2 protein-coding genes are annotated in these 6,201 nt (G+C 62.4%); both read right to left on the bottom strand.

The annotated features are described in order from the left end of the window. On the bottom strand, positions 1–5,226 hold a 5,226-nt coding region (locus OQK_RS21860; RefSeq protein ID WP_016774276.1), incomplete at its 3' end, for a trifunctional serine/threonine-protein kinase/ATP-binding protein/sensor histidine kinase. 55 nt (positions 5,227–5,281) lie between these two features. Further along, a complete protein-coding gene (locus OQK_RS21855) occupies positions 5,282–5,953 on the bottom strand; it encodes a response regulator transcription factor (protein WP_016774275.1) in 672 nt (223 codons plus the stop codon). Between the last annotated feature and the right edge of the window lie 248 nt (positions 5,954–6,201).

Below are 6,201 nucleotides of genomic sequence, written 5' to 3'. Positions count from 1 at the left end.
AATCAGCAGACGTCGCTGCCCCTCTGCCATGATCGTCATGGCTTCGAGGCTGTTGATGATCAGGTTAAGCAGCACCTGTTGCAGTTCGACCCGGTCCGCCACTACGAAAGGCAAATCTGCCGCCAGCTCAACGCTAACTTCGGCGCCGTGCTTGAGCGCTTCGCCACGGCTGAAACCGACCATTTCTTCAATCAGCAGATTGAGGCTGACAGGCTGACGCTGCGGTGGCGTTTTGTGAATCAGCGCGCGGATGCGCCCGAGTACGTCGGCGGCGCGGTTGCCGTCGAGAATGATATGCCGCAGGCCCTGCTCGACTTCGTTGATATTTGGTGGCTTTGCACCGAGCCAGCGCAACGCGGCATTGGCATGGGTCACCGTGGCGGCGATCGGCTGATTGACTTCGTGGGCAATCGATGCGGCCAACTGGCCCATGGTTGCCACACGATTGGCGTGGGCCAGTTCCGTTTGCACCTGACGATAACGACGCTCGCCTTCGCGCACTTGCTCTTCAGCCAGCTTGCGTTCGCTGATATCCAGCACAAAGGCCAGGCCCTGTTGCTGACTCGCTTCGAAGGCGGCCAGACCGACAATCACCGGCAGCCGACTGCCGTCCTTGCGGATGTACTCCTTTTCGAATGGCTGGGCCCGGCCGGTGTGGATCGCCGTTGCCAGTGCAATATCGCTGTTAGCGCGCATCGCCGGCGGGGACATGTCACGCCAATGGACATTGCCCGAAAGCAACTCATCACGGGTGTAACCGACCATGCGCAGGAACGCGTCGTTGGCCTCGATGATTTCCCCTTTCACGCCCCAGACGATGATGCCGATGATGTTGGCGTCGACCAGCCGACGGATCTTCGCTTCTCGCTCGGCGAGGTCGCGGTACAGGCGCGCGTTGTCCAGCGAGATCGCTGCCTGCGACGCCACCAGGCGCAACACGGCGAGACGCGTCGGGCTGAACACCCCGGCGGACAGGTTGTTTTCCAGATACAGCGCCCCGGCGACCCGCGCCTGATTCATCAATGCCAGGCAAAGGATTGAGCGCGCGCCTCGTTGCTGAACGTATGGATCAGCGGCGAACAGCGGATCGGCAACCGCGTCGTCCAGGCACAGGTTTTCGCCGGTGCGCAGCGTCTGGTAGAGCACCGACTCTGCCAGCGCCACCGTGTGCAGCGGCGCGTTGCACAACTGCGTGGCACCGTCGCCGATACGGGTTCGCGCAGCGACATAGGGAACGTCGGCGTTCAACAAAATAAGCAGGCCATGCTCGGCCCCGGCCTGTTCGATCGCGGTGCGCATCACCGTTTCGATCAAACGGTCCAGGACGATCTCGCCGGAGACTGCTTGAGAGACCTTGAGCACCGTTGCCAGGTCGAGATGTTCAACTGGCGTAATGAGCGTGGTGACCGGATTCGGTTGCGCCTCTTCGGCACGCAGAAAACGATGACGTCGCTCCAGCTCCCGCACCTTGCCAGCAGCCCCCCAACGCAGATAGGCATAACGTGCGTCGCGCAGGTAGACGCGGGATATCCTGGCCAGACCGCGAGCGCTGTAGAACCGTGCGGCCAGTTCGTTGGCCAGCGCTTGGATATGGAGCAAACCATTGTCCTGAGCCAATTGAATGGCTTGCTCGTACTGCAATTCGGCTTCGAGCAACTGCCCGGTGACGCGCGCCATTTCCGCGCCGACCAGCGCCACCTGACTGGCGAAGGTCTCTGCACACAAGCGCGCCCACGTCTGCAACTGTTCATGATGTTGACCCAGACGCTGCAAAGCACCGGCGTCAGTTTCGCCGTGGGCCGCCAAGGTCAAAGCCGCGTAGAAATGGTATTCGGCCTCCTCGAAAAACGCCGAAACCACCCACAAAAGTCCCTGCGCCTGGGCCGCGCACTCAGCGGCCGCCGCGTAATCCCCGGCCAGATAGCGCGCCTGCAACTTGCGTACCCAGTACTTGCCGCGCGCCAGCGCCAGATCCGCCGAACCGGCCAGATGCGCTTCGACAGCTGTTTCATCGAACCCCTCATCGTCGAAACAGCCGAACGTCGGCGTCTGCCCGCGCAGCATGCGGATCAGCGTCAACTGGCAGCGCATGAAATCCGCCACCAGACCGAAACCGACCTTTTGTGCATAGACCAGCCCTGATTCCGCTTGCGCCTGCACCTCGGCCAGCGGCTCGCCGATAAACAACAGATCGGAAATCAGGCTGTTTCCAGCGAACGCTGCATACGGCAGATCGCCGCTGCGATGGGCCGCGTTGAGCGCCCGGCGCAACAGTTCGCGGCACTCGCGCACTGGCCGCATCCAGCGCACCACGAAGATCGAGAAGCACAACCAAGTGCTCGCTTCATAACGCGTGAGCCCGCGCCGATCAACCAGATCGCAGCCCAGACGGCCAAATCGATAACCAGCGGCATAGTCGCCAAAACGCGGCCCCGACACGCGCCCGAAGTTGGCATAGAGCAGGCAGGAGGCGTCGCAGTTGCCATATTGCAGGCTCAGGCTGATCGCTTTGCAAATGGTCAGGCTGGCGAGGTTCAGATCCGACTGCACCGCCGGCGCGAAGAGTTTGCCCAGCGCATCGAGGGTGGCCCGCGCGGCAGGATCCTCCATCAGCGGCAAGTCGATCATCTGCTCGATACTGCGCCCGCGCAGCCTGGTCCAGACCTGCTGATATTCGTCGCGCACCTGAATATCGTCCGGACGCGCTGGCCAATCGATGCCGACCTGACGCAGAAAGGCCAGACACACCGTCACCGCCCGGTCACTGCGATCGAGCAGCAAGTAGACATCCATCTGCATGCACGCCACCGCCGCGCGCTCGACGGTGGTCACGGCGCGCTCGGCCAATGTCGCCAGGCGCGAGTCGGCAAGCTGCAGTTGGCCGGTGAGAAATTCGCACTCGGCACGGTTCAGCTCCAGAGCGAAACCCAGTTCATGCCGACTGTCATAACCCTGCTCGCCCAACAGTTCTGCGCCGGCGCCCAGATAGGTCAGTGCTGAGGTATAAGCGGTCGAGGCCTTCGCTCGCTGGCCGGCGAGCAGGTTGAACTCAGCCAGCTGCTCGCGCTCGGCACGCAGGCTGATCAGATGCGCACCGCGATTGAGCTGGCCGACAATCTCGAAGATCGCCTCCTCGCGCCGCTCACCCTGGGTTTGCAGTGCCAGCAGCCGGCCGATGCGCAGGTGCATTTGCGCCCGTTCGGTTTCCGCGATCAGCGAATACGCCGCCTCATGGATGCGATCATGCACAAACCTGTAGGCACCGTCCTGACGCTCGACCAACTCCAGCCGCACCGCCGGCGACAATGCGGAGTGAACGTGAGGCACCGGCACATCAAGGACTGTGGCCAGCGTGTCGAGACGCGCGACGTTGCCCAGGCAGGCCAGTTGTTGCAGCGCCTGGCGGGTTTCCTGGGGCAGCCGCGCCAGTTTGCCGACCATCAAATCGACGACATTGTCGGTGTAGCCCTTGCCGTTGATCAGGTGCACATCCCACCGCCAGCGCTGGCGCGCAGGCTCGTATGTCAGCAGCTTCTCCTCGGCCAGGGCGTGCAGAAACTGGATGACGAAGAACGGATTGCCAGCGGTCTTGTCCAGTACCAGCCGCGCCAGCGCGACAATGCTCGCCGGCGGGCAGCGCAGTGACTCGCTGATCAGTTGTTCGATGTGCGCGCCAGCCAGTGGCGCCAGACGAATTTCGTCAATGTGTACGTCGGCGTGATGCAGGGTCTTGAGTGTGCGGCTGAGTGGGTGATCGCCATCTACCTCGTTGTCGCGATAAGCACCGACCAGCAGCAGATGAGGGGTCTCTGCGCGACTGAGCATATCTTCGAGCAGATCAAGGGTGGCCGCGTCGAGCCATTGCAGGTCGTCAAGGAACAGCGCCAACGGATGCTCGGCCTGAGCGAACACGCCGATAAAACGCTGCAAGACCTGAAGGAACCGCTGCTGCGCCTGTTGCGGCTCCAACTCAGGCACGGGCGGCGGCTCGCCGATGATCAGCTTGAGTTCGGGGATCAGATCGGTGATCAACCGCGCATTCGCTTCCAGTGCCCGCAACAGTGCTTCGCGCCAGCCCGCCAGTACGTCGGTGCGCTTGCCCAATAGCGTCCGCACCAGCCCCTGAAAGGCCTGAACCAGGGTCGAATAAGGCACGTCGCGCTGGTACTGGTCGAACTTGCCGGCGGCGAACAAGCCACGCGACGGCACCAGCACCTTGTGCAGTTCACTGACCACCGACGATTTGCCGATGCCGGAATAGCCGGATACCAGCACCAGTGTCGGCGCGCCTGTCTGCACCACATTGGCGAAGGCATCGATCAACGTTTGCACTTCGTGTTCGCGGCCGTAGAGTTTTTCCGGAATCAGCAAGCGCTCGCAGGCGCCCTGCTCGTTCAACGTGAACGTCTCGATCTGCCGCATACGGCGCCAGTCATCGAGGCAACGGCGCAAGTCATGCTCGACACCGGCTGCGCTCTGATAGCGTTCCTCGGCCGTTTTCGCCAGCAGTTTCATGACCAGTCGCGAGAACATCGGCGGCACCGTCGCCACCCGTTCACACACGGGCATTGGCAGCCGCGCGATATGGCAATGCACCCACTCCGTCGGGTCATTTGCACTGAACGGCAGCGAGCCGGTGAGCATCTGGTAAAGCGTCACGCCAAAGGCATACAGATCACTACGCGAATCGATCGAACGATTCATCCGCCCGGTTTGTTCCGGCGCCATGTAGGCCAGCGTCCCGGCGATAGATTCCGGTGGCGTGGGCGCTTGCCGCTCCCGTGGCAAGCGCGTGGCCAGGCCGAAGCCGGTCAGCCGCGCCTGCCCATCATGACAATGGACAAAAACATGCTGCGGTTTCAGGTCTTTGTGCACCAGACCACGCTGATGCATATGGCCCAGTGCCTTGGCGATGTTCGTGGCCAATTCCAGACAGGTTTCGATATCCAGCGGGGCGACCAGCAACCGCGACAACGGCTCGCCGCCCGGATCGTCGAACAGCAGACGAACTCGGGTGCCCGTACGCTCGAAAACTGTCGGCTGCAACGCCCAGGCAGGATTGAGGTCGTCCCTGAGGCTGTATTCATGCGCCAGACGCTCCAGGGTGCTCGGCAATGGCTGGCCCATCGCCGGACGCACCGCCAGTAGGCTGCCATCATTCGAACCGCGCTCACGGGACAGCACCCGCTCGCCGTCGTCCCACAAAATCTGTTTTCTGCTGGCCATCTGCGTCAACACTGCTCAGGTTTTTGCCGCACGGTGAGTTGCACTTCGCCAGCGCTCAGGGGTTGCGCTGGACAGGCTCGATGCCCAGCGCTTCTGCGATACGCACCAGATCGGCCACTGAACGTGCGGCCATTTTGCGCATGACCTGGCCACGGTGGACCTTGACCGTGACCTCGCTGAGGTTGAGCTGTCCGGCAATCTGTTTGTTCATCAGCCCGGCAATGACGAAGCCGAGCACTTCGCGCTCACGTGCGGTCAGGGTTTGGTAAGCCCGACACAAAACGGCGCCGGAGTGTTCGGCTGCCAGCCGCGCACGGTCGCGAGCCAACGCACTGGCCACGGCGTCGAGCATGTCCTGATCACGGAACGGCTTGGCCAGAAAATCCACCGCGCCGGCCTTCATCGCCTTGACGCTCATGGCGATGTCGCCGTGGCCGGTCATGAACACCACGGGGATGCGCAAGCCGTTTTTTTCCATCTGTTCCTGAAACGTCAGGCCACTTTCGCCGCGCAGGCGCACGTCGAGCACCAGGCAACCGGGTACCTCACGTTGCGCTTGCGCGAGAAAATCTCCGGCGCTGTCGAAGGTTTGCACCTGGAGGCCGATCGAGCGCAGCAAGCTGTCGAGCGCCTGGCGCATCGAGGCATCGTCATCGACCACGTACACCACTGGCTCGCCGAGCACGCCGGGACTTTGCGCAGGGCTGGAATGCGACCACAAGGTCATTGTGTCTCCTCGGCGAGATCGCAGCACGCGTTGGGCTGGTCAATAAATCTAGTTCAGGATGGCCACCGCAGCCAGACACCTGCCGGACGGTCAGCAATCAGGCTAACAGTCAGCGCCATTGCCGGCCGGCCAGAAACCCCTGAAAATCGGCCAGGCTGAGGCAGTCCGCCGCCAGCGCTGCAAACAGGCAGGCCCGCGATGTCCACTCATCCCGCTTTTACAACGGCTCCGCGCGACGTGGTGTTCAT

Source organism: Pseudomonas sp. R62 (genome assembly GCF_000257605.1).
Lineage (GTDB): Bacteria > Pseudomonadota > Gammaproteobacteria > Pseudomonadales > Pseudomonadaceae > Aquipseudomonas > Aquipseudomonas atacamensis.
This window is presented reverse-complemented; position numbering and strand designations above follow the sequence as displayed.

Excerpts from the sequence above, each read along its gene's own strand:
- OQK_RS21855 (WP_016774275.1), bottom strand. The coding sequence starts at position 5,953 with ATGACCTTGTGGTCGCATTCCAGCCCTGCGCAAAGTCCCGGCGTGCTC.